21 protein-coding genes and 2 pseudogenes are annotated in these 25,576 nt (G+C 39.3%); 7 read left to right on the plus strand and 16 right to left on the minus strand.

Going from position 1 to position 25,576, the window contains the following annotated elements:
• Positions 1–7: 7 nt before the first annotated feature.
• From P4S65_RS17710 to tkt, 10 genes are all read right to left on the minus strand, one after another.
• Positions 8–421: a GNAT family N-acetyltransferase gene (locus P4S65_RS17710; RefSeq protein WP_182712272.1), complete on the minus strand. Its 414-nt coding sequence runs from the start codon at positions 419–421 to the stop codon at positions 8–10.
• A 12-nt stretch (positions 422–433) separates the two neighbouring features.
• A complete protein-coding gene (locus tag P4S65_RS17715; RefSeq protein ID WP_337120691.1) occupies positions 434–895 on the minus strand; it encodes a GNAT family N-acetyltransferase in 462 nt (153 codons plus the stop codon).
• A 71-nt stretch (positions 896–966) separates the two neighbouring features.
• Complete coding sequence (locus P4S65_RS17720) at positions 967–2,142, minus strand: NRAMP family divalent metal transporter (RefSeq protein WP_337120781.1); 1,176 nt, start codon at positions 2,140–2,142, stop codon at positions 967–969.
• A gap of 202 nt (positions 2,143–2,344) precedes the next feature.
• Complete coding sequence (hpf, locus tag P4S65_RS17725; RefSeq protein ID WP_007376058.1) at positions 2,345–2,701, minus strand: ribosome hibernation-promoting factor, HPF/YfiA family; 357 nt, start codon at positions 2,699–2,701, stop codon at positions 2,345–2,347.
• Between the two features lie 188 nt (positions 2,702–2,889).
• Positions 2,890–3,204, minus strand: coding sequence for a pyrimidine/purine nucleoside phosphorylase (gene ppnP, locus P4S65_RS17730; protein ID WP_002958974.1), 315 nt, complete (start codon positions 3,202–3,204; stop codon positions 2,890–2,892).
• Positions 3,205–3,608: 404 nt separating this feature from the next.
• Positions 3,609–4,406: a hypothetical protein gene (locus P4S65_RS17735; protein WP_337120692.1), complete on the minus strand. Its 798-nt coding sequence runs from the start codon at positions 4,404–4,406 to the stop codon at positions 3,609–3,611.
• A complete protein-coding gene (locus P4S65_RS17740) occupies positions 4,381–5,205 on the minus strand; it encodes a hypothetical protein (protein WP_337120693.1) in 825 nt (274 codons plus the stop codon). Before P4S65_RS17740 ends, P4S65_RS17735 begins: the two co-directional genes overlap by 26 nt.
• Positions 5,180–5,986 (minus strand): hypothetical protein, encoded by an 807-nt coding sequence (locus P4S65_RS17745; protein WP_337120694.1) that lies wholly within the window; start codon positions 5,984–5,986, stop codon positions 5,180–5,182. The genes P4S65_RS17740 and P4S65_RS17745 overlap by 26 nt, the downstream gene beginning before the upstream one ends.
• On the minus strand, positions 5,983–7,173 hold the full coding sequence (locus P4S65_RS17750) for a hypothetical protein (RefSeq protein WP_337120695.1): 1,191 nt from the start codon (positions 7,171–7,173) through the stop codon (positions 5,983–5,985). Before P4S65_RS17750 ends, P4S65_RS17745 begins: the two co-directional genes overlap by 4 nt.
• A gap of 247 nt (positions 7,174–7,420) precedes the next feature.
• The gene (gene tkt / locus P4S65_RS17755) at positions 7,421–9,412 is read right to left on the minus strand and encodes a transketolase (RefSeq protein WP_337120696.1); all 1,992 of its coding nucleotides are present in this window, start codon (positions 9,410–9,412) and stop codon (positions 7,421–7,423) included.
• A 304-nt stretch (positions 9,413–9,716) separates the two neighbouring features.
• Here tkt and metK point away from each other — a divergent pair, with 304 nt between their 5' ends.
• From metK to serA, 5 genes and pseudogenes are all read left to right on the plus strand, one after another.
• A complete protein-coding gene (gene metK / locus P4S65_RS17760; protein ID WP_007377800.1) occupies positions 9,717–10,868 on the plus strand; it encodes a methionine adenosyltransferase in 1,152 nt (383 codons plus the stop codon).
• A 417-nt stretch (positions 10,869–11,285) separates the two neighbouring features.
• Positions 11,286–11,836: pseudogene (locus tag P4S65_RS17765) on the plus strand (hypothetical protein).
• Positions 11,837–11,856: 20 nt separating this feature from the next.
• Complete coding sequence (locus P4S65_RS17770) at positions 11,857–12,453, plus strand: 5-formyltetrahydrofolate cyclo-ligase (protein WP_337120697.1); 597 nt, start codon at positions 11,857–11,859, stop codon at positions 12,451–12,453.
• A gap of 53 nt (positions 12,454–12,506) precedes the next feature.
• On the plus strand, positions 12,507–13,160 hold the full coding sequence (gene rpiA / locus P4S65_RS17775; protein ID WP_002958979.1) for a ribose-5-phosphate isomerase RpiA: 654 nt from the start codon (positions 12,507–12,509) through the stop codon (positions 13,158–13,160).
• 9 nt (positions 13,161–13,169) lie between these two features.
• Complete coding sequence (serA, locus tag P4S65_RS17780) at positions 13,170–14,399, plus strand: phosphoglycerate dehydrogenase (RefSeq protein ID WP_007377804.1); 1,230 nt, start codon at positions 13,170–13,172, stop codon at positions 14,397–14,399.
• A gap of 696 nt (positions 14,400–15,095) precedes the next feature.
• Here the strand turns inward: serA and P4S65_RS17785 are convergent.
• Complete coding sequence (locus P4S65_RS17785) at positions 15,096–16,028, minus strand: hypothetical protein (protein ID WP_337120698.1); 933 nt, start codon at positions 16,026–16,028, stop codon at positions 15,096–15,098.
• A gap of 87 nt (positions 16,029–16,115) precedes the next feature.
• Complete coding sequence (radA, locus tag P4S65_RS17790) at positions 16,116–17,501, minus strand: DNA repair protein RadA (protein ID WP_008137434.1); 1,386 nt, start codon at positions 17,499–17,501, stop codon at positions 16,116–16,118.
• A gap of 356 nt (positions 17,502–17,857) precedes the next feature.
• On the opposite strand from radA, the gene P4S65_RS17795 reads away from it, so the two are divergent.
• Positions 17,858–20,335, plus strand: coding sequence for a PilZ domain-containing protein (locus P4S65_RS17795; RefSeq protein ID WP_096793602.1), 2,478 nt, complete (start codon positions 17,858–17,860; stop codon positions 20,333–20,335).
• Between the two features lie 19 nt (positions 20,336–20,354).
• Here the strand turns inward: P4S65_RS17795 and serB are convergent, their stop codons facing one another.
• Positions 20,355–21,383, minus strand: coding sequence for a phosphoserine phosphatase SerB (serB, locus tag P4S65_RS17800; protein WP_007377808.1), 1,029 nt, complete (start codon positions 21,381–21,383; stop codon positions 20,355–20,357).
• Between the two features lie 148 nt (positions 21,384–21,531).
• On the opposite strand from serB, the gene P4S65_RS17805 reads away from it, so the two are divergent.
• Positions 21,532–22,152, plus strand: coding sequence for an AhpA/YtjB family protein (locus tag P4S65_RS17805; RefSeq protein WP_008137440.1), 621 nt, complete (start codon positions 21,532–21,534; stop codon positions 22,150–22,152).
• Here P4S65_RS17805 and P4S65_RS17810 read toward each other — a convergent pair.
• The 3 genes and pseudogenes from P4S65_RS17810 to argS form a co-directional block, all read right to left on the minus strand.
• Positions 22,119–22,884 (minus strand): annotated as a pseudogene (locus P4S65_RS17810) (TatD family hydrolase). The gene P4S65_RS17805 and the pseudogene P4S65_RS17810 sit on opposite strands and share 34 nt — an antisense overlap.
• A 21-nt stretch (positions 22,885–22,905) precedes the next feature.
• Positions 22,906–23,544: a pyridoxamine 5'-phosphate oxidase gene (gene pdxH / locus P4S65_RS17815; protein ID WP_337120699.1), complete on the minus strand. Its 639-nt coding sequence runs from the start codon at positions 23,542–23,544 to the stop codon at positions 22,906–22,908.
• A gap of 278 nt (positions 23,545–23,822) precedes the next feature.
• Positions 23,823–25,565 carry an arginine--tRNA ligase gene (gene argS, locus P4S65_RS17820; protein ID WP_337120700.1) on the minus strand — a complete coding sequence of 581 codons (1,743 nt, stop codon included), beginning with the start codon at positions 25,563–25,565 and terminating at the stop codon, positions 23,823–23,825.
• Positions 25,566–25,576: the final 11 nt, after the last annotated feature.

Raw genomic sequence — 25,576 nt, forward strand, 5'->3', positions numbered from 1 at the left:
ATTTTATTTACTTAATAAACTTACACATTCCTAATCCTAAAACATCTCCATCACGCTTGACATAACCATATTGTGTATAAAAACTTTCTTTACCGTGAGCACTTAATAAAGCTATTGTAGCGCCATTAGAGCAGGTGTTGCTTAGGTAGTCTTCAATGTGGGTCATAACTAAATGACCTATGCCTTGTTTTTGATAGCTTGGCGCAACAATTACATCTTGAATATAAAAATACATTGCGCCATCACCGATTATTCTACCAGTACCTATCAACTTATCGATGTGGTACACGGCAACCCAAAACAATGAATTTTCGATGCTTGCTTTTAATGTTTTATCGTCAGGGTTTTGCCACTTTGCTTGTGCGCGTAAATTAGTAAATTCATCCAGTGCTGGAGCTGAATATTCAACCTTATATTCCATAACATCTCCTACTCACTTTTGAAGCCCTTTACTCATAAACAAGCTGTACGGATCTAACTCATAATCACCAAATGGTTCGCATTCTTTAAAACCAAATTGAGTGTAAAGCTTTTGTGCGGGCAAAAATGCCTTTGCCGTGCCGGTCTCTAAGCTTAACTTTTTGTAACCTCGCAAAGTTGCTTGCTCAATAATATGCGTGAGCAATTTAGCAGCGATGCCTTGGCGTAAATAGTTGCTTGATGTGCGCATTGATTTAATTTCGCCATGTGTTGTATTTAGTGCTTTTAAAGCGCCAACACCCGCTAAATTATTATAAATCCATAAGCTATAAAAAGTTATATCGGGCTGAGTGAGTTTACTCACATCAAGTGCATGTACGCTCTCAACGGGCGAGTGTTTTAACATATCGTTATGATGCGCTTGTAGTAACTTTATAACGTGTGGGTTTGATAGCCCACCTATTCTAATATCCATTTATACCTCGTTTAATCCTAGAATTTAATGCTTTAGGGCTTTAATGAAAACCCTAAAGTAAGTGGCTCTATTTAGGCTGCTAGTTTCCATACTACAAACGCAACAGCAAAGCCTACTAAATACACTAAACCTAACCACGTTAAACTACGTAATAGCACGCTGTGCTTTATAGCAGGCTCTGAGCGCACAAGGCTAAAGTTAAGCCATGCAAATACAGGCGTTGTAACAAACGAAAGCGTCATGGCAAACGTAAGCATGGGGCCAAGGGCTGATTTAAAAAATAAAATAACGGCCATACCGGCAAATGCTTGTAGTATTAACCAAATATTTAGACTGTGTTTTGATTGCCCAAAGCCAAGTAGTTTATGAGATTCGTTAAGCGTACGGGCGTAGCCATCTAGCACGGTGAGTGTAGTGCCAAACATACATAAAAAGGCGATTGCTGATACAAGCGGCCTTGCCCACTCGCCTATTGTTAATGCGTACATATCAATAAGCTGCTTGGCAAACGCGACACCGCCGAGTTCTATACTACTGGTTTGCCCGTACTGCACTAATACACCTAAGCTAAAAAATACCAAGGCTAAGCCAGCTGTAAGCCAGTAACCTACGTTAAAATCGAATAAGCCTTGGCTTTTAGAAACTGTTTGCTGCGCTTGTTTTTCTTTTAGCCATAAAGAACTTAATGCAGATATTTCGATAGGGGCTGGCATCCAGCCCATTAAAGCCACCATAAAGCTAAGCATGGCAAGTTCATACGGTGAAGGCCCTATGTAATCAGCAGGTGCCATTGGGCCGTTACTAAATGCAATGGCAAGGGCAATCAAAGTAGCGAGCGTCAGCAGCCCCATAATGCCTTTGGCAACGTTATCTAGCGCTTTAAAGTGCCCAAGTAGCAATATAACTAAACATACGCCTAGCAGCATCCAACAAAGCAAGGTTACTTCAATAACCACAGGTAGAGCGTAATGTAGCAAACTTGCTGTAAGCAGCAATACACCGGCTGTATTAACTACAGCAGCTACAATGTTTAAACCGATAAAGCTATAAAAGTAAAACGGGCCTTTGCTTTTATAGCCCTCCACTAGGCTATTTTTAGTAGCGAGTGTGTATTCCATCCCAAAGCGAAAAAACGGGTACTTTAAAACATTCACAACGAGGATAAGCCAAAATAATTGCCAGCCAAATATTGCCCCAGCTTGTGTAGAGGCAACTAAGTGAGAACCGCCAATAGCGGCTGTTGCCATGAGTATTCCAGGTCCAAGCGCACCTAGTCGAGACTTCCATACTGCTTTTGTTGTGTGCATTAATTTCTCAAAATATGTGTGTTGTACGCTGCTTTTATTAATTCTTTTGATTAATAAACTGCAAGAACGCATAACTTACCTAAATTACAGGCAATAAAAAAGAGCCATACGGCTCTTTTTTATAATACTTTGGAACTAAATTTTATTTAAGATCCATCTCTTGGATGATCTCGTGTGCGATTTCAGGTGTCGTGCTAACAGGCTTTTCGTGTAGGTTTGCTTTTATCTGCCCTTTTCGATGTTTTAGTGCCGCATCGAGTTTTTTAGCTGCACTTGCAATGGCAGGGTACATAACTTCGTTTTCCCCTTTTACCGATATGCGCGTGCCTTCGTAATTAGTGCTAATTTCAGCTTGGATTTTATGATGCTCTTTAGACAAAATAATATCGAGTGCAATAAGCGATGGAAAGTGGCTCTCGATTTTAGAAAATTTTTCGTTGATGTGCTCTCTAATAGAGTCAGTAACTTCAACATGGTGACCAGAAAGATTAATTTTCATAGGGTATCCTTTTATTTGTTACCTCATAAATAGTATTGGGGGCTATTTAGATTAACACAAGGAAAAAAGAGAGATATTTGAGGTTTATTTGCGGCTTTTGGTGATTTAAATCATGCGTTGTGCAAAGTTTATGCAAAGCCCATTGTACATGGGCTTTCAGACGTCTACTTAACTTAAACTAAGATTGGTTAATCTGTGTACGAACAACAGTAGTCAGCAAAATCAGATACTTTTACTTTAAAGCTTACATTTGCATCAACATTAAACGACTCACCCGCGTTAAATGTTTTCCACTCACTTGCACCTGGTAATAAAATATCCCATTGGCCAGCTAAAAGCTCCATGCATTCTTTTTGGTTTGTATCAAAAACAAACTCACCAGGTTGCATAAAGCCTAAAGTTTTCGCTTCGCCATCACCTAAAATAACGGTACGACTTGACACTTTTCCGTCAAAATATACATTGGCTTTTTTTACTACACTTACGTTATCGAACTTTGGCATTTTTAGCTCCTGCTAATTTTTATATTTAATTGCGGTCACATTGCCTGATACATAATGAGCTTGCAAGGAAGTGGAGCGAAAAACATTAAGTCAAAATATCATAACGGCAAACAACAACTTATTTTTATTGAATATTAGCTTTAGAGGATACGTTAAATAATTAGAAGCTACGCTTCTCACGTGAGCAAGCTCTACGTCTACAAATAACGCTCCTTAACTTTTGGTGCAACTTTTTGTAAAGCTAGCTTTTCTTGTTTTAAAAGTAACTCTTTTACAAAATTTTAAACCAGCGAGATCGCGCAACAGAACTTATAATTTATTACAAGGAGGAATAAGAGACACTGCGCTTTCAAAAAAAGAGATAAGGCTCTGACAAAGTTAAACGCCCTGCGAGTTATCAGTAATTAAATTATCGTGGTCGGGGGTAACTCAGTAAGCTTTATTGATTCCATAATCCGCTGTTGTGATTCAAGTGCATGCTTAGCCCATTTTTTATGCTTATCAGAGCGATCAATACGATGATTAAATTCAACCTCTAAAAAAGCATGTTCACTTAATGGCAAACAATAAAAATCTTGACGAGAGAGGCTATTATTTCTTTTTACTTGATAAAACACCCATTGGCAGTTATTAATCACAGCCTCTTTAGCGGCAGGCAATGGCGGCTTTCCATAAGATTCAATACGACCTAAAATTTCTTCTTCTAACTCATCAGGCTCAAAGGGGACGGCCATTTTACTAGATTCTAATGTGGTATCATTTTTAACTTCGGTATTTCTGCCATCAGGTCCCCAATGGAAGTTATCGTATGATTCAATCACAAAACGCTTTAATTGCACGGTATCCAGTACATTGATTTCATTAGTTTGTTTAATCCTTAGTTGGCAACTAAGCATGCCATACTCACTACTTGGTAAATAGCTTACTGGTGGCAAGTACATCCAGTTTTTAGTAAGCATATGTACATATACGTGGTGGAAATAATCTTCCTTGTGCTGATTAAACCAACTTGTTGAATTATAGGGAAATGAGACATCAATTGTAGAAGGTACAGCAGCAACATTACTACTAGGCATATCAAGGGTTAATAGCTTACCTTCTAAAATAAAGCGATAGTAGATGCAATTTTCAAAATTGGGCCCGCCAATAAAACCACGGTAAAAAGCCTTAGCTAAATTAAACACTTTTAGAATTATCAGCAATTAAATTATCGTGATCTGGAGGTAAATCACTGAGCTTTATTGATTCCATAATTCGCTGTTGTGATTCAAGCGCATGCTTAGCCCATTTTTTATGCTTATATGGTAGCTCAACATGATGGTTAAATTTCACTTCTAAAAAAGCATGATCACTTAAAGGGAGGCAATAAAAATCATAGCGAGAGCGTCGATTTGATTTTTTAATTTGATAAAATACCCATTGACGATTATTAATAATTGTCTCTTGAGCAGCGGGCAATGGTGGATAACCATAAATTTCTACACGCTCTAAAATCTCCTTTTTTAGTGCTTCGCCCTGCCAAGGGTTTGCTCTTTTACTGGATTCTAATGTGGTATCATTTTTAACTTCGGTATTTCTGCCATCAGGTCCCCAATGAAAGTTGTCATATGATTCAATCACAAAATGTTTTAATTGGTTGATATCAAGCACATTGACTTCATTGGTTTGTTTAATCCTTAGTTGGCAACTAAACATACCAAACTCTCTGCTAAGGAAGGTGTTAATCGGTGGTAAATACATCCAGTTTTCTGTAAGCATATGTACGTATTCATGGTGTAAATAGTTTTTTTTATGTTGGTTAAACCAAGTTTTCGAATTATAGGGAAACGACACATCAATGGTAGATGGTACAGCTGCGACATTGCTATCCGGTATATCAAGAGTAAGTAACTTATCTTCTAAAATGAGCCGGTGATGAACACCATTTTCAAAATTAGGCCCGCCAATAAAACCACGGTAAAAAGCCTTGGCTAAATTAAACACTTTTAGAATTATCAGCAATTAAATTATCGTGATCAGGAGGTAAATCACTGAGCTTTATTGATTCCATAATTCGCTGTTGTGATTCAAGCGCATGCTTAGCCCATTTTTTATGCTTATCAGAGCGATCAACTCGATGATTAAATTCAACCTCTAAAAATGCATGTTCACTTAATGGTAAACAATAAAAATCTTGGCGAGAAAGGACATTATCTCTGCACTCTTTGTAAAACACCCACAGGCGATTATTAATAATTATCTCTTTAGCCGCTGGTAAGGGCGGTTGACCATGTAGTTTGATGTATTCCTCAATTTCTTCCTCTATTTCAGCTTCAGTCCACGCCACTGAACTTTTACTCTTTTGTAATTTGATTTTTTCAGTTATTTCTGTATTTTTCCCATCTGTACGCCAATGAAATTTATCATATGATTCAATAACAAAATGTTTTAATTGTGCGATATCCAGTACATTTATTTCTAAAACTTGCTTAATTCTCAATTGGCAACTGAGCATGCCATACTCACCACTTGGCAAATAACTTATTGGTGGCAAGTACATCCAGTTTTTAGTGAGCATATGTACATATACGTGCTGTAAATAATCTTGCTTATACTGATTAAACCAAGTAGTTGAATTAAAAGGAAATGAGACATCAATCGTAGAAGGTACAGCAGTAACATTACTGCTAGGCATGTCAAGGGTTAACAGTTTGTTTTCTAAAATAAGGCGATAGTGGATGCAATTTTCAAAACGGGGCCCACCTACAAAGCCACGGTAAAAAGCCTTGGCTAATTTGATCATAATCGCTTATCCGTAGGTGGTAGGGTTTTAATAAAGCTTTTTACAATATCGGCTTTTTCATTATTTCCTAGCATTTCTAGCTGAGCTGCATAGGTGACTAAGCCTAAAAACGGTAAAGTGTGTGGGCTTTCGCCAACAGAGCCACCTGTAACAAGACCTTTAAATTTCATCGAACGCACTAAACTACTGGGTGATATTTTACTGCGGTCAGCTAAGTTAGGTACAAAATCATAAGGGTTGTTACGCACTGCGATTACTTTTACACCCATGCTGTGGGCAATGCGTTTTAAACGCTCGACATTTGAGCCTGAGCCATGCACAGCAAGTTGTTGGCCTGTAAGAGGCTTACCATAATAAATACGATAGTGCTCCAGAGCCGCGCAAAAAATTATCGCGCCTTGGCTGTGCGCCAGCCATTTTACCTGTTTACCTTGTTGGCTATTTTGTGCCAGCACAGCCGCTAAATGTTGGGCATTATGGGATTTAGTACTTGAGAGTTTATCAAACGCGCACTCAATTAAGTCAAGCTTTGTATAATCGGTGGGGTTATGAAATAACGTATAAGCTTTAATACCGTCTCCCTCATAAGCTCTATCAAGGTGTGTACCCATTAACCACGTAGCTTTGGTAAGCTCATTTTGCATACCATTGACCGCCGCATGCTGCGTTTTTATTTGTGTGGTTGGAGTTGGAATTGGCTCCCAAGCACCTTGTACTTTCTTTATTTCTTCTTCGTTCATTGCTTTGTCGTATGTATCACTGCTGCGCCTTTTCACCTCATATAACATAGTCCGCTCCGCAGAAAAGTTACTTTTAGCTCCATGTAACTGTGAATCAAATAGAATATCATCGATATTTATCATTCCATCAGTCAACATATATTGAATTAAAAAATGATAATTACGAAATGGATATTTTGTTCGCCATAAACGGCGCAGCGGGTTACGGCTGTGCTTAATTGAGTTTGTAGCATTAGGGTTCGCGCATATTTGAATAATATCGGCGCATACCATTTTTAAATCATAGTCATTGAGCTGCGATAGCATAGCGAGAGCTTGGCAAGTAAATTTAGCTTTACTAAATGGGAAGTTAATAGGGAGTTTAACACCAAAATCTCGACAGCTAAGCGCGTCAAGAGGGATTACAGAATGAGCATTGATAGTTTTATTGAGTTTAGACCAAGACATATTTCTTCCTTGTAAATGAGTCTGGGTTAAAATGATACCGTAAACGAATTTTTAGAGCAAAAATAATTTAACGCAGTATTATAATGTTGAATTGCACCTTTTTGGCTCCATTGTAGGTCGTCATTTATGGCGTCATATTTTTGATTTACCTTTAACGCGCTAAAGCACGACCTACAAACAAAAAAGCCCGCGCTGTTTTTTCACAGTGCGGGCTTTTCAATTACTTACTTTATTTAATCAAATACTATTAAAAAAGCTCGTTTGCTTTGCTTACAATGTTTGCCACTGTAAAGCCAAAGTGCTCAAACAACTCATTAGCTGGTGCTGACTCACCAAAGGTAGTCATACCTACTACTGCGCCGTTTAAACCAACGTACTTGTACCAGTAGTCAGCAATACCCGCTTCTACTGCTACGCGGCGTGTAACAGATGCCGGTAATACGCTTTCTTTGTATGCTGCGCTTTGATCTTCAAAGGCATCAGTACATGGCATAGATACAACACGTACCTTTTTACCTTGGCTGCGTAGCTCAGTTGCTGAATCTTGTGCTAGTTGCACTTCAGAGCCCGTCGCAATAAAGATAATCTCTGGATTGCCGTCACAGCTAAGGATGTAACCACCCTTTTTAACATCTGCTAATTGCTGTGCGTCACGCGCTTGTTGCTCAAGACCTTGGCGAGTAAAGATTAACGATGTAGGACCGTCTTTACGCTCAATAGCTTGTTGCCATGCAATTGCCGACTCAACTTGGTCACATGGACGCCAGTTGTATAAGTTAGGCGTTAAACGCATGCTTGCAATTTGCTCTACTGGTTGGTGAGTTGGACCATCTTCACCTAAACCAATTGAATCGTGCGTGTATACAAAAATGCTTGGTTGCTTCATTAATGCAGCCATACGTACGGCATTTTTTGCATATTCAACAAACATTAGGAACGTTGCACCGTAAGGAATAAAGCCTTTATGAAGGGCAATACCATTCATAATTGCCGACATACCAAACTCACGCACACCGTAATAAATGTAGTTACCGCTTGCATCATCGCGTGTTAAACCTTTAGAGCCATCCCAAATTGTTAAGTTTGAGCCAGCTAAATCGGCTGAGCCACCCATAAATTCTGGTAATAACGGGCCAAATGCATTTAATGCATTTTGCGATGCTTTACGAGACGCTGGGTTTGCAGGATTTGCTTGAAGCTGCTCAATGTATGCTTGAGATTTTTCAGCCCAATCGCCAGGCAGTTCGTTATTAATACGACGCTTATATTCAGCTGCAAGCTCTGGGTATGCTTTTGCGTATGCTGCAAATTTTTCGTCCCAGCTTGATTCAAGCTGTTGGCCTTTTTCTTTGCCATCCCACTGTGCGTAAATATCAGCTGGAATTTCGAATGCATCGCCAGTCCAACCTAAAAATTCGCGAGACGCTTTAATTTCGTCATCACCTAGTGGAGCACCGTGACAATCGTGGCTACCAGATTTATTAGGTGAGCCGTAACCAATAATTGTTTTACAACAAATTAGTGATGGTTTATCGGTAACACTTTTAGCTTCTGCAATTGCAGCACTTATAGCATCGCTGTCGTGGCCATCAACACCACTAATTACATGCCAACCGTATGCTTTAAAGCGAGCTGGCGTGTCATCTGTAAACCAACCTTCTACTTCACCATCGATTGAAATGCCGTTGTCATCCCAAAATGCAACAAGTTTACCAAGGCCTAATGTGCCTGCAAGTGAACCAGCTTCATGAGAAATACCTTCCATAAGGCAGCCATCGCCCATAAATGCATAGGTAAAGTGATCAACAATATCGTGACCTTCGCGGTTAAACTGTGCAGCTAGCGCTTTTTCGGCAATTGCCATACCTACGGCATTTGTGATCCCTTGACCTAATGGGCCCGTAGTAGTTTCGATTCCTGGTGCATAGCCATATTCAGGGTGACCTGGTGTTTTAGAATGCATTTGACGGAAGTTTTTAATTTCGTCCAGTGGTAAGTCGTAACCACTTAGGTGCAATAGAGAATAGATAAGCATTGAACCGTGGCCATTTGAAAGAATAAATCTGTCACGGTCAGCCCACTCTGGATTTGTTGGGTTGTGTTTTAGATAATCGCGCCATAATACTTCTGCGATATCAGCCATGCCCATAGGGGCTCCAGGGTGACCAGATTTGGCCTTTTGTACTGCGTCCATTGACAAGACGCGAATAGCATTTGCAAGTTCTTTGCGAGATGGCATGAATTCTCCTACCTTTATATGTGTATTTGCACGGGTATTTATTATTCGTTTATGTATCCAAGTTTATTGAATACTGTTATACCGACCATTCTTACTTATTGTGGGGGCGGTGTGCAATTAAAAACCCCATAAAAGGGAGCATTATGAATATTTTTTAAGACAAGAACGACATTCGTAATTTTATTTAGACGTCTAGGCGTAAAAACACTATGCAAGGTGTTTTGTTTTCGATAAAATACGCCCCTTAATTTTTTAGCGCTAATACCGACGTTTGTGAAGCGCAATATTTGTGAGCAGAAATACAATGGCAAAACATTTATTTACTTCTGAATCAGTTTCTGAAGGTCATCCGGATAAAATCGCCGATCAAATCTCTGATGCGGTACTTGATGCTATCCTAGAGCAAGACTCTCATGCTCGCGTAGCGTGTGAAACGTACGTGAAAACCGGTATGGTTATGGTTGGTGGTGAAATCACGACTAGCGCATGGGTTGATATCGAAGAAATTACACGTAAAACAATTCGTGACATTGGCTACACAAATTCAGACATGGGCTTTGATGCCGATTCATGTGCAATTTTAAACACTATTGGTAAACAGTCTCCAGACATTAACCAAGGTGTTGACCGTACTAGCCCAGAAGAGCAAGGCGCTGGCGACCAAGGCTTAATGTTTGGTTACGCATGTAACGAAACAGAAGTACTAATGCCTGCTCCAATTACTTACTCACACCGTTTAGTTCAGCGCCAAGCGCAAGTACGCAAAAGCGGCGAGCTTAACTGGTTACGTCCAGATGCAAAATCTCAAGTGACTTTTGCATACGAAAACGGTAAGCCAGTAGGTATTGATGCTGTTGTACTTTCTACTCAGCACAGCGAAGACATTTCGCAAAAAGATTTAGTAGAAGCTGTGATGGAAACAATCATCAAGCCGGTACTTCCTGCAGAACTTATTACAAGTGCAACTAAGTTTTTCATTAACCCAACAGGTCGCTTTGTAATTGGCGGACCAATGGGTGACTGTGGTTTAACTGGTCGTAAAATTATTGTAGATACATACGGTGGTATGGCTCGTCACGGTGGTGGTGCTTTCTCTGGTAAAGATCCATCAAAAGTTGACCGTTCAGCAGCATACGCTGCACGTTACGTTGCTAAAAACATTGTTGCTGCTGGTCTTGCTGACAAGTGTGAGCTACAAGTTTCTTACGCAATTGGTGTTGCAGAGCCTACTTCTATCAGCGTTGAAACGTTTGGTACAAGCAAGCTAGAAGAAAGCCGTTTAATCGAGCTTATTCGTGAACATTTTGACCTGCGCCCTTATGGTCTAATTCAAATGCTTGATTTAGAGCGCCCTATCTACCTTCCTACAGCGGCTTACGGCCACTTTGGTCGTGACGAATTCCCTTGGGAACGTACAGATAAAGCTGAAGCACTTCGCGCAGCTGCTGGCCTTTAATTGGTTAGGTAACTATCTAAATACAAAAAAAGCGCCAATTGGCGCTTTTTTTATGTATTATAAATAGCAGAATAAATTCAAACTTAATTAAAATAACGGTACATTAATAAAAATATTAAGGCAATTTACTCTTTGTTGCTCGGTTTTTACTTATTCTTACATGGATGTAAGCCAGTAGCGCAGCGCAGGAGCCGTTACCGAGCCCACTAGGTTACAAACCTCACGCCGCGATTAAACAGCCCCTAGATTGAACAAATTTCAATCCTGAAAGGCCAACAAGCCCTAATCCACAGACTTTATTTTGTGATCGCACAGAAAGTAGCTCATAAGTTAAAATAATTTAATTTTACATATGGATGCCTTTATAAAGGAGTTCGGTTTATACTCTTTTTATTAAAAAGCTTTAGGGGTACTTAAATGGCCGACAATTTTCGCGTTATATTTGCTGGACTTGCTGATGGAGTAGACAGTAACGCTGCATCTATCAACCTTGCAGATAAACTAAAAACCTCAGAAGAAAAAGTAGCTCTTTTTTTAAAGGAAAGCCACTGTTTGCACCGAGCCATAAAGACAAAGCACTAAAACAAGCCAAACTATTGGCTAGTTTGGGCATTAAAAGTAAGTTGCAGGCAGTTTCAAATGCAGCTAATACGCCAACTGAGCAACCTCAAAACAGTCAACGTGATGAGCGTATTTTTGATGCCCTTGATTACATCACCAGTAGCTTAATTCGCCTTGAAGAAAAACTCGAAGAGCTTGAACAACGCTTACCAGAAGAGCAATCAAAAAATCCTGAAATAGATGAGGATGACGATTGGCAAGACGACGATTTATTGCTTGATGAAGAGTTAGTAAGCACACCTAAAAAACGCAGTAATGTGCTTTTATATTCTTTAATAGCAACAGCCGTGACGTTACTTATTATATTGGCTGTATATTTGGCATTTCCTAGCTTATTTTCTTTATAATTGCATAGTGAAATCATCAAATGAATAATAACCGTGCGCAGATAAGAAAATCTATCCGTGAAATACGTAATAACTTGTCAAAAAATCAACAAAATTTAGCGGCGCAATCGCTATATATGAATTTTATTCAACACTTGAAAAGCGAAAACACAACGAATTCAAAGCATATTGCCATTTATTTAAGTAACGACGGAGAACTAGACACTTCATTGTTAATTAAAGAATTATGGAACTTAAACCACGTTGTTTATCTACCTATAATACACCCATTCAATGGCGCTAATTTACTATTTCAGCGCTATGAGAAAAACTCACCCATGAGGGCAAATCGCTATGGTATCTTGGAGCCTAAGCTGAACTGCTCTCAAATATGCCCATTACCAGCGCTTGATTACCTCCTTATGCCATTAGTTGCATTTGATAAACAAGGTAATCGCCTAGGAATGGGAGGTGGGTTTTACGACCGGACATTGGCGCGTTTACATGAACAAAATTGGCAAAAACCGCAACTAATTGGCCTTGCACATGAATGCCAAAAAGTTGATGCTCTACCAATCGAGTCATGGGACGTACCACTTAAAACCATTATCACCCCAGATAAAACATACTGTTGGTAACATTTAATTTTGGTTACTAGCCGCATATTTCTGACATACATGAGCACAAAGCAATGACACAAGACGAATTAAAAAAAGCAGCTGCCTGGGCAGCACTCGAGTTTGTAAAAGAAAACACCATTGTAGGTGTCGGTACAGGCTCTACTGTTAATCACTTTATTGATGCCCTTGGCTCAGTAAAGGACACTATTGTAGGCGCTGTATCAAGCTCAGAAGCGTCAACTGCACGTTTGGAAGCGTTAGGTATTGAAGTGTTTGAACTTAATAACGTTGATGCTTTAGATGTATACGTTGACGGCGCTGACGAAATAAACGCTCAAAACGAAATGATTAAAGGCGGCGGCGCTGCGCTAACACGTGAAAAAATAGTAGCAGCAGTTGCAAAACAGTTTGTGTGTATTGTTGATGACACAAAGCTGGTAGATACATTGGGCGACTTCCCGCTTCCGGTAGAAGTTATTCCAATGGCGCGCAGCTACGTTGCACGAGAATTATTAAAACTTGGTGGTGACCCTGTTTACCGTCAAGGTGTAGTTACCGATAATGGTAACGTTATATTAGATGTATTTAACTTAAAAATTACCAATGCCAAACAACTTGAAACACAAATTAACTCAATTGTTGGCGTAGTTACCAACGGCCTATTTGCGATGCGTGGTGCTGATAAAGTGATTATCGGCACTAAAAATGGGCCTCAAATTAAATAGGATGAGGTTATGAGTAAGGTATCGTTAGCAAAAGACAAAATTAAAATTCTCTTGCTTGAAGGTGTTCACCAAAGCGCTGTTGAAACGCTAAAGCGTAACGGTTACAGCAACATCGATTACGTTAAAACATCCTTACCTGAGGACGAACTAAAAGAACGCATTAAAGATGTACACTTTGTAGGCCTTCGTTCTCGCACTCATATAAGCGAAGCGGTATTAGATGCCGCTGAAAAGCTCGTTGCAGTTGGTTGTTTTTGTATTGGCACAAACCAAGTTGACCTAGACAGCGCACGCGAACGTGGTATTGCTGTATTTAACGCACCGTTTTCTAACACTCGTTCTGTTGCAGAGCTTGTACTTGGCGAAATTCTGCTTTTACTACGTGGTATTCCAGAGCGTAATGCAGCGGCTCATCGTGGTGGCTGGTTAAAAACAGCAAATGGTTCGTTTGAAGCACGTGGTAAAACATTAGGTATTATTGGCTACGGTCATATTGGTACTCAGCTGGGTATTATGGCTGAAAATATCGGTATGAACGTGGAGTTTTACGATATCGAAGATAAGTTATCACTGGGTAATGCAAAACAAGTTCATAACCTAACTCAGCTATTACAACGCTCTGATATTATTAGCTTACACGTACCAGAAACGCCGCAAACTAAAAACCTAATCGGCACAGCTGAACTTGCTGTTATGAAGCAGGGATCTATTTTGATCAACGCTTCTCGCGGAACTGTTGTTGATATTGATGCACTTGCAGAAGCGCTTACCGAGAAAAAGCTAAGTGGTGCAGCAATCGATGTGTTCCCTACTGAGCCTAAATCTAACGATGAAGAATTTGTATCGCCACTGCGTCAATTCGACAATGTTATTTTAACACCACACATTGGTGGCTCGACACAAGAAGCACAAGAGAATATTGGCATTGAAGTAGCAGGTAAACTGGCTAAATACTCAGATAACGGCTCAACCATTACTGCGGTTAACTTCCCCGAGGTATCGCTACCAGAGCTTGCTAATCGTAGCCGTTTATTACACGTGCACCACAATCGCCCTGGCGTACTAACACAAATTAACCAAGCGTTTGCACAGCACGGTATTAATATTGCCGCGCAATACCTGCAAACAGATTCAGCAATTGGTTATGTTGTTATTGATGTAGATACTGATCACTCTGAAGTTGCACTTAAAGAACTAAGCGCTGTTGAGGGTACAATTAGAGCACGTATTCTTCATTAATAATGAGATTGGCTCTTTGAGCAATAACTACTGTTTTATAAAAACACCGCACTTAATTTAAGCGCGGTGTTTTTTTATAAGCTGTGTATTTCTCATAAGTTACATGTGCGCGATGTAAAATCGCACCTACCGCTTGGGTATATATAATTTTGTAGGTGAGGTTTTATACCTCGCTGTTTAAAATTTAAGCGACAATGCACAAGTGCGAAATAAATTCGCACCTACCGCTTGGGTATATATAATTTGTAGGTGAGGTTTTATACCTCGCTTTTACATATTAAAAACACGCGTTACATGTGCGCGATGTAAAATCGCACCTACCGCTTGGGTATATATAATTTTGTAGGTGAGGTTTTATACCTCGCTTTTACATATTAAAAACATGCGTTACATAAGCGCGAAATAAAATCACCTACAGGTTCGGTGTTTGTGCTGTTGTAGGTGAGGTTTTATACCTCGCTTTTACATATTAAAAACACGTTACATGAGCGCGATGTAAAATCGCACCTACCGCTTGGGTATATATAATTTTGTAGGTGAGGTTTTATACCTCGCTTTACATATCTAAATATATTAAATAACACCGTTTAAAATAAAAACCTCAAGGCACAAAAAAGCGCGAGTAAAACTCACGCTTAAATCATTTAAATTGAACTATCAACACCTTTTCGCTTCACTGACAGCTCAACGCGATTATTAATCACCTTTTACTTCTAAATTAATAAACTTAACGAGCTCTTCAGGTTGCCCTACTAGCATCATAATGTGTTGATTAACTTCCATCATGGTTTTACCTTCAGGTAATTTTGCAGATACGCTAAATGAATTCAAACCTTTAGCAAAGCTAGTTAAAGCCTCAGCTATGTCTTGCGTTACGGGAGCTTGTTGTAGCTGCTGCTGTAGCATAAGTTCCATTTGCTCTAACGTCATACCTTGCTTTTCAAGCTCGCTTAATAATAAATCTTTTAGTTTACCTTGATTATTTAAGGAAAAACTAACATTGCGCGGCTCCAGTTTGCTCATTGCTTGCATAACAAGTGTTTGCTGCTGTAACTCTTGCTCGTAAGTCAGAGGTTGATTACCGGCTTCTTGTTGCGCCTTACTAATAGCCAATGACGCATCCATTAATGCTTTTGAATTAGCTAAGCCCATATCCATATTAAAACTAACAATATCTTTTGCATCTAATTTAACAACCACATCACTGTTGCCCGACTGTTCGTCGTAATCAAGCGATGAGTGTAAGTCATAGCTTGCCGATGCTAACATTTCGTTCGTATCTGCTGGTAATTTTGCGGCAAAGTCTTTATCAAACTGGAAGCTTTTTACATCAAACGATGTATGAGGCGAAATATTATCCGGATCGTAACCCGTTATTTCAATACTTTGAATCTTAGCAACATTGTCACCCTCAGGGCTTATTACTTCCATATTTGTTATTTCTACGCTTTTTGAAATAACACTTGCTGATAAACCAGCATATTTAAATATAGCGCCCGTTTGCTCACTTACTAAAGCAAGTTGCTTATCTACTTCTGCACGCACTTCTTGTGTTGCTACGTAATTTGCATAACTTACACCACCAACACCTGCTGCAACAATAGCGGCAACTATAACTAATTTTTTCATGTTATCTCCTTATTTAATTCTTAATATAAAATGGTCTTAACTCAAGAGTAACACTGATGAACATTACCGGTTAAGCGTTTTTGCTGGCTAGTTAATTAAACTAAGTAACTCATGCACTGTTTTTACTGGGGTAATTTTAGCACCCAACCCTTCCATGGATTTATGATAATTACGAAATGGAATAAATATTTCAGTAAAACCATGTTGTGCTGCTTCTTTAACGCGCGGTACACCACTATCAATTGGGCGTACATCGCCGTTCAAGCTAAGTTCCCCCATAATACACGTGGTACGAGGTACAACAAATTCATTTAAACTACTAAGTAATGCGGTAACTAACGCCAAATCAATACAGGTTTCTGATTCATCAATTCTTAAACCACCTACTATATTGAAAAACGTATCGTGAAATATTTTAGTTTTAGTGTGCTTGCGCAATATACCGGTCAGCATTTTTATACGATTCATATTTAAACCAACGCAAACACGCTGCGGAAATTCCGCCTCAGTTTCGGTGGTTAAACATTGAATTTCGAGTAATAAATTACGATTTCCTTTACGAATACAAGTAATTGTAGACCCAGGTGAATCGGTGGTTGAACCCGATAAAAATATTTCGCTTGGGTTATCAACACTTAACATACCGCGTTCGCACATTTTAAAAATGCCCACAGTATCAATATCACCAAAGCGATTTTTATTGGCTCGCAAAGTACGAATTTGCCCATCGTTGGTGTCAATATGTAAAAGCGCATCCACTATATGCACCAAGGTCTGCGGGCCAGCTATTTCGTTATTCTTATTTACATGAGCAATAATGAACATGGTGACATCATTTTGCTTACAATATTGAGTCAATGCTTGTGCGGCACTCTTTACTTGCGAAGGCGAGCCTGGGCTACCATTAGCGGTATCGGTTACAACAGCTTGAATAGAGTCGATTACAGCAAACTTAATTTTATTCTTCTCAAGCTCATCAATAATTGTTTCAACGCTTGTTTCTGAAAGTAAATAAAGTTCATCAGGGTTGTAGTTTAACTTTAAACGGTTAACCCTGTTTTTAAACTGTGATAAAGACTCCTCTGCCGTACAGTAAAGTGATGGCATACGCTGTGACATCCTAGCCACTAAATCAGACAGCAATGTAGTTTTACCAGCGCCAGGGTCGCCAGAGATTATATTAACCGACCCAGTTGTGACACCACCGCTTAGCACACGATCGAGTTCGCCGATTTCAGTTAGCTGTTTTTCAGCCTCTGTTGTAGTAATGTCATTAATTTTTTTAGAGCCGCCACCAATACCACCAGCATAACCGCCTACACTTGCTCGCACTGCCGCTTTTTTACTGTGCCCTGCTGAAGGTTTAAATTCTGCTAATGTGTTCCATGCACCGCAGCGGCATTGACCTTGCCAACGTTGGTAGTTCATGCCACATTCAGTACAAACAAACTCTACTTTTGCCGCTTTTGCCATTAATAACCTTACCTACTATTCTTTAATTTTTAAAATACTTACTATTAAATGATTATCTTGCCATTCCACGCTTTTTCTCAGCAACGATTTTTAACTGTGAAAAACCTAGCATCACAATCATTAAATACAATTCTGTTTTTATTCCCTGTAATTTAGGGCATACTTTTTGCTTTGAAATAATTTAAAGTAACTTGCCAACAAAATGGCATTTAACACATAATAACAAGAGCTAAACTGTAGTTACTCAAATAACCGTACCTATATTAATAACATAGAATGGTTTAACGTTTATTTTTTCTAATAAATAGACTCAACAGTATACCTACTTTTTCAATTAGACGGTGATGGTTTTATAAATGGCTGATGACATAATGCTCAAACACGAAGACCTCGTGAATGAGCTAAAACAATATTTAGGTAACACCAAGTTTGACATGATTTTCAAATCAAAAACGGCAGAGCTTACAAAGCCTGAACAATTTTTGATGAAAATGGAGATGTCACGCTTATCTCAGCCTGTTGCCCGATTTGTTGATTTACGCGGTTTAGTTACCGGACATGTAAAGCCCTATGAGCACAATGGCAAACAGCACTTTATGGATGATACTGCCATTGAGGTTTTTGAAAAAGCTTTAGAACAACATGGTGAGTACACGTTAGCCGTTTACGAAGCAGTAATGAATACTGAGAATAATCATCGTGTGTTACAAAAAAAGGCTATAGAAAAGGCTGAATTACCAGAACTAGATGACTCGTTAGATACCGATGTCATTAAATTTGCCTCTTATGAGAGTCGCCGTGAAGAGCGGATGAACTACTCAATAAAAGTCACTATTACCTACGATGACAAGAAAAACATTGCGGCAAGTACCTCTGACATTTCTCTTAGTGGCTGTAAAGTAAAGCTCGTTACCCGCCATATTTTAAAGAAAGGTCAACTCATCGCAATGCGTTTAGTCGGGCTTGAGCAAGACTTTGAGCTAGGCTTAAAAAACGGTATTCAATACGAAGTAGTGGCTGTGGAAAATATATCTCGTGAATACAACCACATTCGTTTAAAGCGTACTTATGTAGAAAATAATGAAGCATTTGATCGCTTTTTAAAGAGCTTTATTCATGGCAATAAACGCCGTTATAAAGTCAACCTTGATAACACTCTTGATGCTGTCGTTTCAAAAGGCTATGAGCAATATTACATTCCGCGAGTAACTTCTTTATATGTATTTTTAAGCAAAAAAGATGATCACTATTACCCAAGCTTGAGCTTAACAACAGAAAATAATATTTTTATTCAGCGCTATTTTACTGACGAAAGAGCAATCCCTTGCTTGTACAATGTACTCAATCACCAGCGTATAACCCAATTGCTAACGCAAACAACGGCCGTTAAAGAAGATTATCTATATACTTTTACGCATGTATCCTCAGGTAAAATTTACTATTATTCTGCAACACGTAGTGAACTTGAAAAAACGCCTGAGTTGAGCAGTTTATTTTTAAGTTTTGGCAGTCAAAAAGAAAGTTGGCAATGTTTTAAACTTCAAATCATGCCTACTCACCCAGACGATTCGTACATTCCACTTTCTTTACCCAATAGTGCTGGTGAAAACATTGAAAAGCTTAATAAGCCGCCTTCGCCTCGCGTTGAAGGGCTAGTAAAAGATGTAAAGTACATTGTTGTTTTAACAAGTATTGGTAATGCTGTAGAACAAGAGCAGTATAAAAAATTAAATTATGATAAAGCACTTGTTAATCAGCTTAAACATTTTGGTCATGCTAAACATCAAACACCACCTTATTTAGATATTGTTGCACTTGAATATGTAAATTTACGTTCGCATAAGCGCTATCTATATAAAACAGCAGCAAAAGTAACCTTAGGTGACATTACCTTTAGTGGCTACACGCGTGACTTTTCTGTAATGGGCTTACAACTTGAGTGCGAGCAACCCATCACCTTTAAAAAAGGTGACATTATTTTATTATCATTTCCTGACTTGCAAAAAATAACTAAAAAGCACCAACTTAGTGAATTAAAATATGAAGTAATGGCAATTGGTAAATCGTTTACTACCATTAACTTAAAAGCAAGTCGGGTATCTGACTTCCCTCATGCTGGCGTTACCTTTTTCACTCAGTTAATTGAAAACAACAAAGACAAACTTAAAGTATCTGAAGAAGCACCTAAAGTAGAAGGCTTATCTACCGCGCTTAGAAACATGGTTACAAAAAGCGTATGTCAATTTCCATTATACTTACATAAAGAAGCTGCTCATTTTAAAACGGGAGCCATTGGTTTTGGTTTATACGCTAGCCCGTTACATGTGATTTTACAAAACTTTGGGCTGCTGAGTAATAAAACAGACTTATCTAGTATATTGACAGATGAGCAAATAATTAATGTAATTTCGCCGCATATTAAAGATAGAAGCCGCCAAGATCCTCCTCTGGCATTTACAATCGCTATTAATTTTGATCCCCGCAAAGGAGATATCAAAGAGGCTATTACAAGCCAATGTGTTCTAGGTGAAGACTACAGCGGCTTTGAGAAACAAATTAGCCAAGGTATTAAATCGGATCTAATTTTTGTGATGCGTTTATATTTATCACGTACGGGACGTCCTGATACCGATTACTTATCTAACGAATTAAAATATGTAAGCCAATACGCTATGCATAAAGCAAAAGATTTGGAAAAAGCATTATGGTCTGTAGCAGGCGTAGGTGACGTAGTAGATATTACTGAAGAAGCGCTTAGCCACCTAGACCTCAATCAACAACAAATTGAGCAAATGGGACGTCGTAAACTTATTTGGTTAAACCGCTTACGTTAACCGGTTTAACCTAATCTATTTAAAAAGTAGGCTCTTCTCCTAACGGAATAGCCAACATATACAACAATTGCAATAATGATCCTTGGCAAATAGCAGCTTGTGCCTGCTCAACTACTTTAGGTTTACCATGTACAGCAACACCTAGGCCTGCTTTAGCCATCATGACTAAATCATTTGCACCATCACCGATAGCAACCGTTTGTATTTTTTCAAGTCCTAGCTTTTGTTGAAGCATCTCTAAAACAACCGCTTTTTGCTGTGCATCGACAATTGTACCCAGTACTTTACCCGTTAGTTTATCGCCTTCAAATTCAAGTACATTAGCATGAACTTCATCTAAATGAATAAGCGCTTGTACACGTTCTGCAAACGGTACAAAACCACCTGATGCGATAGCTAAGTACCAGTTATGTTGTTTTAAAATTTGGCAAAGCACTTTAATACCTGGCATGAGTGGTAATGTATTTTTAAGCTCTTCAATCAAGCTTTTTTCAATACCAGCCAGTTTAGCGACACGTTGATTTAAGCTTTCGCTAAAGTCGAGTTTACCTGCCATCGCGAGTGCTGTAACCGACGCTACTTCGTCATACACATTGGCCAAACGCGCTATTTCATCAATACATTCAATGGTAATCGCCGTTGAGTCCATATCCATAACCAACAAACCAGGCTCATAAAGGTTAGGAGGTGTGGCTACTTGTACTAACTGGCAATCAAGCGTACTTGAAAACGTTTGAAGCTCTAACGGGTTTATAGCTTGCTCTGCATTTTGCGTATAAAAGCACAGTGCGGGGGCTAGCCCTAAATCAGGTTGATACTGGCATATAGCTGTAACTATTTGGTTATGCTTAGCTAAAAAATCAATAATGCTAGTCACATGGCTTGTGTTAAAGTCACCTGCAAATGCGATACTAAATAATCCCAGCTGTTTATTTGGAACATTATTAAGCGGTAAAAAAGTACAATCCTGATAACTAAACCATTGATTTAAAGTTAACATTGATAATGATTGATCAGTATTAAGCTGTGCCATGCTCGTTTGCGCCATGAGATCTCCGTATTTATTTTTATTTTCCTGATATAAACTAATTGATGTAGGTATTATTAGCGCTAAATTCGCCATCAGGTGAGGTTTAAGGTTATAGTGCTAGTTGTAACATCAAATCAAAATCCTGTCAGCAGCATATACGGTGACTATGAAAAATAACCATCTTAAAAATCCTATATCGGCTTCTCAAAGAAAGCGGCTTGTGCGCCTGTTACTTGCGGCTGCCTGTTTTGTGTTGCTAAGTTGGGTTGCTGTCAGTAGCAGTTTCCAAAGCCACCAACTGCTTTATGATAGTGCCGATAGCACTGCAAAAAGTTTAACTAAGTTTATGGCTTTGAATGTAAAAACACCTTTAATCGAAAAAAACAAACCACAGCTAAATACAATTTGTAACGATATAAGCAAAGATGAATTTGTACTTTCGGCAACTATTTACGATCAACAAGGTATTTTAATAGCCAGTAGCGATAACTGGCAATCGCATCATATTTTTGGCCAACTTCCTGATTCAACACCAGGTATTAGCAAATTAAAAACCCCCTTTGTAGAGCCTGTGATAAGTGATGATGATCGTCCACTTGGGTTTGTGTCAGTTACGTATTTAACACGAGCAGCAATTGCCGACAGTCATAATCATTTTCATGATTTAGGTCGCCAAGTACTTTTAATGCTAGTGATTGCCTGCATTTTCACGTGGCAATTAGGGCGAGGCTTAAAACGTTGGCAGGTTAATCGCTACATGCAAAAAACATCTGAGCAAGAATCATAAAGTAGCTTAGCAAGCGTCTCTCTCTTACTGTGTGGCTTTAAATCACACAATGCATTAAATACATCGGGTATATGCAATGGCGTGTTAACTTCACCTTGATAGCCGCTTAAAGGCATTGAGGGAGAATCTGTTTCTAGCACTAAATTTTCTGGCTCGATAGCAGCAATAACGGCGCGTGTTTTAACTGCGCGCTCATAGGTAATAACACCACCTACTCCTAGCTTAAAGCCCTGTTTGATATAGTACTGCGCTTGTTGGATTGAACCTGAAAATGCATGAATTACCCCCATTTTTTGGCTTACAACGTTTAAACGATTGCGCAATTAAATCATGGCTTTGCCTATGATGCACAATGAGCGGCAAGTTAAGCTTGTTTGATAGCTCTATTTGCTGTTCAAATAAATAAGTTTGTTTGCAGAGGTTTTCAATACTTCTATCAAGCCCACACTCACCAATGGCCACCAGCTGATGCGTATTTGTAGTTGCAAACTCAAACAACGCTTCAATGTGAGATTCTTCATGCTGTTTTAAAAAATAAGGATGGAGCCCTGCCGCTATTTTTATACTTGGATAGGTTGCTTTGAGCTCTATGAGGGCATGCGATTGAGCAAGGGTAATGCCTGGCACAATAAACTGATTAACTCCCTTTGCTACACACTCTCTTATGAGAGATTCACGATTTGAATCAAACTCACTAAAATCGAGATGGCAATGAGAGTCAATAAATTGCACAGTTACTTACTCATCTATTTATTAAGGATTTAAGCGCGTAATTTGCCAGCTATTATCTGCTTGGCGCTGATATATAAAGCGGTCATGCAAACGATGTGCTCCACCTTGCCAAAACTCAATTTTAGTGGGCACTACACAATATCCGCCCCAAAAATCGGGAAGTGGAATTTCACCTTTAGCAAACTTGTTTTTCATATTGGCAAAGGTTTCCATGAGTACTTTTCGTGATGACACCGGACGACTTTGCGCTGATGCCCACGCGGCTAATTGGCTTTCTTTAGGACGAGATAAAAAGTACTTAGCCACAGCAGAAGTTGGTAATGGTTTAGCCTCGCCATATACAATAACTTGGCGTTCCATGTGATGCCACGGAAAGTGCAGCGATATCTTATTATTACCTTTAAGCTCTTGCGCTTTACGCGAACCTGTATTGGTAAAAAACACAAAGCCGTTATCATCCAAATGCTTTAAAAGCACTATGCGCTGTGAAGGTTGACCGGTTTCATCAACAGTTGCTACAACCATCGCTGTTGGATCAGGTAATTGGCTTGCTACTGCATGCTCAAGCCATGTTTCAAACTGCTTGAATGGGTCATCTTGCAAGTTATCTTCGCTTAACGCGTCTTGCAGGTATTCACGGCGGATATCGTCGAGTTTCATAACAAATCCTTTAAATAAAGCCTTAGAAAAGAGCTTAGAGTAGCGAGCTTAAAACATTAGATGTTGAGCAGTAACAAATATTAAGATTCAGGTGTATCGTTGGGTTTCGTTTCACTCAACCCAACCTACAACGTAAACTACACAACTCAGATATCTGCAAGTGTAGGAGTGCTAGCAAGGCGGTAAAACTATTTATGCCAAGGAGCATACGTTTTGTTGTATGTGACTTAGGCTAAATAGTTTTACCAACGCAGCTAAAGCGAACTACACGCAGCAGATTACATTTGCTCCATAACTTCAATACCTAGCAAATCCAATCCCGTTTCTAATGTTCTTGAAACCAAATTACACAGCACTAAACGGCTATCGCGCACGCTTGGCTCTACGCCTTCTTTAAGTACTGGGCAGGCTTCGTAAAATGTCATGTATAAGCTTGCAAGCTCATATAAGTAACCACATAGTACGTGCGGTGTTGCTTCGCTGATCATTAAATCAAGGACTTCTTCAAGCTGTAGTAGCTTAAGTGCTAGTGCTTTTTCTTGAGGCTCAACAATTGCAACATCTGAATTTAATGTAGCTGCATCAACGCCTGATTTACGAAAAATACTGCGTATACGTGTATAAGCATATTGTAAGTAAGGAGCGGTTGCGCCTTCAAAGCTTAGCATGCTGTCCCAGTTAAAAATGTAATCGCTGGTGCGATGCTTAGAAAGATCGGCGTATTTAACTGCACCAATACCTACTTTACGGGCAATCTCGCTGCGCTCAGAATCACTTAAATCAGACTCACGTTCAGCTAGTTTTGCGGCTGCACGGTTAATTGACTCTTCTAATAAATCAGCAAGTTTTACTGTGCCGCCAGTACGTGTTTTAAATGGTTTGTTATCGGCGCCCATCATGGTGCCAAACGGGCAAAACTCGTAACTTGTTTCGTCTCGTAATAAACCAGCTTTACGCGCTGTTAGCTCTACTTGGTTAAAGTGTAGGTTTTGACGTGCATCTACAAAAATTAAGATACGATCGGCACCTAATTTATTTGAACGGTAATCACATGCTGCTAAATCGGTTGTTGCATATAAAAAGCCACCGCCAGATTTTTGTACGATGAACGCTGATGGCTCGCCATCTTTGTTGGCAAGCTCATCTAAAAACACCACTTGCGCGCCTTGCGACTCTACGGCAATATTTTTATCTTTAAGTAGGCTAATAATATCGTTAAGCTCTGCGTTGTATGCGCTTTCAGCCATAATATCGGCTTGAGTAAGCGTTACATTTAAACGCTTGTATACTTCTTCAGAGTGTTTAACTGAGGTGGCTATAAATAGTTTCCAAAGTTTTTCACAGTGCGTATCGCCGCCTTGTAGTTTAACAACGTAATTACGTGCTTTATCTGCAAAGCCTTCTTCATCGTCAAAACGCTTTTTAGCATCGCGATAAAAGGTTTCTAAATCAGCAAGCGCTACAGAATCTAAATCAACACCTTGGCTAATTTGATCTTCTAAATGCGCGATTAACATACCAAATTGCGTGCCCCAATCACCCATGTGATTTTGACGTACAACCGTATCGCCTCTAAATTCAAGCGCACGCACAATTGAGTCACCAATAATGGTTGAACGTAAATGGCCTACGTGCATTTCTTTAGCTAGGTTTGGTGATGAGTAATCAACAACCACTTTTTGTGGCTTAGCATGCTCATTTACAGCAAGCTTTGCATCACTGTTAGCGGCTTGTACGCTTTGCGCTAAAAACTCAGGCTTTAAATGAATATTAATAAAACCTGGGCCTGCAATTTCAGTCTTTTGAGCAATATCGCTTACATCAAGGTTATCTATAATTTTTTGCGCAAGCTCACGTGGGTTGCTTTTCATTTTTTTAGCCGCGCCCATTGCTGCATTAATTTGGTAATCACCAAATTGTGGACGCGTGCTTTGCGTTACTGCCGGGTTTGTATCTTCAGGTAAGCCTGCACCAACCATAGCTGCAACGGCTTTTTCGATTAAAATAGTACGAATATTCATATTTTTTTACC

The organism is Pseudoalteromonas sp. B131b (genome assembly GCF_037162545.1).
Taxonomy (GTDB): Bacteria; Pseudomonadota; Gammaproteobacteria; order Enterobacterales; family Alteromonadaceae; genus Pseudoalteromonas; species Pseudoalteromonas fuliginea.

Coding starts and splice junctions, on each gene's coding strand:
- P4S65_RS17710 (WP_182712272.1), bottom strand. CDS start 421: ATGGAATATAAGGTTGAATATTCAGCTCCAGCACTGGATGAATTTACT.
- P4S65_RS17715 (WP_337120691.1), bottom strand. CDS start 895: ATGGATATTAGAATAGGTGGGCTATCAAACCCACACGTTATAAAGTTA.
- P4S65_RS17720 (WP_337120781.1), bottom strand. CDS start 2,142: ATGGCAACAGCCGCTATTGGCGGTTCTCACTTAGTTGCCTCTACACAA.
- hpf (WP_007376058.1), bottom strand. CDS start 2,701: ATGAAAATTAATCTTTCTGGTCACCATGTTGAAGTTACTGACTCTATT.
- ppnP (WP_002958974.1), bottom strand. CDS start 3,204: ATGCCAAAGTTCGATAACGTAAGTGTAGTAAAAAAAGCCAATGTATAT.
- P4S65_RS17745 (WP_337120694.1), bottom strand. CDS start 5,986: ATGATCAAATTAGCCAAGGCTTTTTACCGTGGCTTTGTAGGTGGGCCC.
- P4S65_RS17750 (WP_337120695.1), bottom strand. CDS start 7,173: ATGTCTTGGTCTAAACTCAATAAAACTATCAATGCTCATTCTGTAATC.
- tkt (WP_337120696.1), bottom strand. CDS start 9,412: ATGCCATCTCGCAAAGAACTTGCAAATGCTATTCGCGTCTTGTCAATG.
- metK (WP_007377800.1), top strand. CDS start 9,717: ATGGCAAAACATTTATTTACTTCTGAATCAGTTTCTGAAGGTCATCCG.
- P4S65_RS17770 (WP_337120697.1), top strand. CDS start 11,857: ATGAATAATAACCGTGCGCAGATAAGAAAATCTATCCGTGAAATACGT.
- rpiA (WP_002958979.1), top strand. CDS start 12,507: ATGACACAAGACGAATTAAAAAAAGCAGCTGCCTGGGCAGCACTCGAG.
- serA (WP_007377804.1), top strand. CDS start 13,170: ATGAGTAAGGTATCGTTAGCAAAAGACAAAATTAAAATTCTCTTGCTT.
- P4S65_RS17785 (WP_337120698.1), bottom strand. CDS start 16,028: ATGAAAAAATTAGTTATAGTTGCCGCTATTGTTGCAGCAGGTGTTGGT.
- radA (WP_008137434.1), bottom strand. CDS start 17,501: ATGGCAAAAGCGGCAAAAGTAGAGTTTGTTTGTACTGAATGTGGCATG.
- P4S65_RS17795 (WP_096793602.1), top strand. CDS start 17,858: ATGGCTGATGACATAATGCTCAAACACGAAGACCTCGTGAATGAGCTA.
- serB (WP_007377808.1), bottom strand. CDS start 21,383: ATGGCGCAAACGAGCATGGCACAGCTTAATACTGATCAATCATTATCA.
- P4S65_RS17805 (WP_008137440.1), top strand. CDS start 21,532: ATGAAAAATAACCATCTTAAAAATCCTATATCGGCTTCTCAAAGAAAG.
- pdxH (WP_337120699.1), bottom strand. CDS start 23,544: ATGAAACTCGACGATATCCGCCGTGAATACCTGCAAGACGCGTTAAGC.
- argS (WP_337120700.1), bottom strand. CDS start 25,565: ATGAATATTCGTACTATTTTAATCGAAAAAGCCGTTGCAGCTATGGTT.